Origin of the sequence: Streptomyces sp. NPDC089915, assembly GCF_040684675.1 — a bacterium.
Lineage (GTDB): Bacteria > Actinomycetota > Actinomycetes > Streptomycetales > Streptomycetaceae > Streptomyces.
In genome coordinates, this window is sequence record NZ_JBFBGN010000304.1 from 1 (window position 1) to 2377 (window position 2377).

The following is a 2377-nucleotide window of genomic DNA, read 5'->3' on the forward strand; positions in this document are numbered from 1 at the left end:
CACCTGGGAGACCTGGCAATCAACCCCGGGCGGCACCTGGGGCCCCTGGCAACTGACGACCCCGCCCCCCGCGCCACCGACGCTGACCAAGCACGAGCCGATCGGGGCCGCGCGGCCGGCGTCCGTGTAGAGGGCCCTCACGCCGGATCCCCCGGGATTCCACTTGACGGTGGATTCCCGGGGGATCGTTGGTTACATCTCGTCTATTTCCTGCAGGACGTGCCATCCGAAGCGGAGGAAGTAGCGCTTCCCATCCTTCGGATTCAGTACGTCATAGGTTTCGTAAGGAAGCCACAGCATGATTTCCTTGACGTCCTCGTACTGCGCAAGAGCTTCATTCTTGAGCCAGGTCCCCGGCGTTGGCTGACCAGTGGGTGACGTGCTTCCGGGGGCTCTAACGAACGCGAGTCGCATGAAGAAATCCCATGTCGAATGATACTCGACTTCGAATTCATACTCCGGCCAGAGGGGGAATTGGTAACGCTCGACGAAGCCATCCTGTTCTTGGTGAGTTCGAATGTCTTTCAGGATTTCCCGTGTCCGACCTGCGCGCCCGGCTGGCATATTAATTACTGAGCGAATGCGTTCCGCTTCTTGTTCCATCTGCTCTTGGGAGCATCCGATCTGCCTGAGAGCCCTGTCCAGCGCCTCCGGCAGCGGCCGCATCGTCTTGAGTAGATGGAGCTGGTACTCGGTCGGCCCCAAGCCGTATTGATTCATTCATGCCCCCTCAGGCCTACCGTCCGTTGACGGTAGGCATCCATGATCCCTACAGCTCTCTTCCCGCCCCGGTCAGCCGTGTCGGCGGCGCAGGAGCGCGAAAGCGGCAGCCGTCGCCGCGGCCGCGAGGAGCAGCAGGATTCCGCACTCCACCAGCTGCAGTGGCCAGAAGTGGGCCTCGGGGTGGTGGCGCGGCCCGGCGGCGTCCATCGGGCCGGAGAGCTGCCAGCCGCCCTTCGAGCCGGCGAGGGAGGGCCAGAGCCGGGGGCGGAGCAGGACGAGGCCGGCCACTACGGCCCCGGTCGCCGTCACGGCGGCGGCCATCGCGGGCAGGGCGCGTCCGAGCAGCAGGCCCGCCAGGGCGCCGACGGCGATGCCGAGGAAGGCGTAACCCAGCGCCACCGGACCGGTCATGCCGTAGGCGGGGGCGGTGTACCAGGGGATCGGGTACCAGGTGTCGACGGAGGCACGCCGGATCCACGCCGCCAGCAGGACGAATGCCGGGAGGACGAGGAGTACGGCCAGGACCGGTACGGCCAGCTTGGCCGCCAGCCAGCGGGCCGGGCTGACCGACTGGGTCCATTGGAGCCGGTAGGTGTGCGATTCGAGTTCCCGGCCGACCAGCGGGCCCGCGACGAACGCGGCCAGGAGCATCGGCAGGGTGGTGAACGCGAGCCCGATGAGGACGAACGTCTTCTCGACGTACAGGCTCCGGGAGAGGAACCCGCGCACCTGGACGCCGCAGCCGGGCACCGTGTGCCGGACCTCGCAGCCGGTCGCCGTGAGGTTCTCGGACAGCGACTGGACGTACCAGCGGCCGGCGGGCAGGGAGAGGGCGGCGAGCAGCACCACGGCGAGGGCCGCCCACAGTGCGCGGCGGTGCAGGTGGACGTTCACCCGGACGGGGCCGCGGAGGTCGAGGAGGCTCATACCGCCACCTCCACGGCCGGAGTGAGGAGCGGTGGAGCGTCCGGGGCGCGCAGATGGGCGAGCACGAGTTCCTCCAGGGTGGGTTCGGCGGTGTGCCACCCGTCGGTACCGGTGCCCACCGGTCCGTCCGGCCGGATCAGGGCGGTGAGCCGGCGTCCGGTGGACCTCGCGGTGACCACGGTGTGCGGGGCCAGGTCGCGGATCGGGCCGGTCACCAGCGTGTGGGCGTCCAGGAGGTCTTCCACCGGGCCGCCGAGCCGGACACGCCCGCCGTCGACGAGGAGCAGGTGGTCGCAAGCGTCCTCCAGCTCGGAGAGGACGTGCGAGGAGATGAGGACGGTGGTGCCGTGTTCGGCGGCCGTTCCCAGCACGGTGCCCATCAGCGCGCGGCGGGCGAGCGGGTCGGCGTCCGACAGGGGCTCGTCCAGGAGCAGCAGCGCGGGCCGTTTGGCGAGGGCCAGGGCCAGGGCGACCCGGGAACGCTGGCCGCCGGACAGGGCGCGCACGCGACGGTTCCCGTCCAGGCCGCCGGCGTCCACCACCGCCCGCGCGACGGACGGGTCCCAGGTGCCGGGGTTGAGGTCGGCGCCCATGCGCAGGGTCTCGGCGACCGTCAGCTGCGGGTAGAGCGGTTTGTCCTGGGCGACGTAGGCGATCGCCTCGCGGGCCGGGGCCCGTACGGTGCCCTCGGTCGGCTTCAGTACGCCCGCGGTCAGGGCCAGCAGGG

The 2377-nt window shown here is 69.8% G+C and carries 3 protein-coding genes; all 3 read right to left on the bottom strand.

Going from position 1 to position 2377, the window contains the following annotated elements; translation table 11 throughout:
- Positions 1-192 precede the first annotated feature (192 nt).
- Complete coding sequence (locus AB0O29_RS35140) at positions 193-720, bottom strand: hypothetical protein (RefSeq protein ID WP_365160295.1); 528 nt, start codon at positions 718-720, stop codon at positions 193-195.
- 72 nt (positions 721-792) lie between these two features.
- Positions 793-1650, bottom strand: a complete 858-nt coding sequence (locus AB0O29_RS35145; protein WP_365160298.1) for a hypothetical protein — start codon at positions 1648-1650, stop codon at positions 793-795.
- Positions 1647-2377, bottom strand: a 731-nt coding sequence (locus AB0O29_RS35150; RefSeq protein ID WP_365160301.1) for an ABC transporter ATP-binding protein, incomplete at its 5' end; no start/stop codon positions are given. The genes AB0O29_RS35145 and AB0O29_RS35150, both read right to left, overlap by 4 nt.

Coding starts and splice junctions, on each gene's coding strand:
- AB0O29_RS35140 (WP_365160295.1), bottom strand. CDS start 720: ATGAATCAATACGGCTTGGGGCCGACCGAGTACCAGCTCCATCTACTC.
- AB0O29_RS35145 (WP_365160298.1), bottom strand. CDS start 1,650: ATGAGCCTCCTCGACCTCCGCGGCCCCGTCCGGGTGAACGTCCACCTG.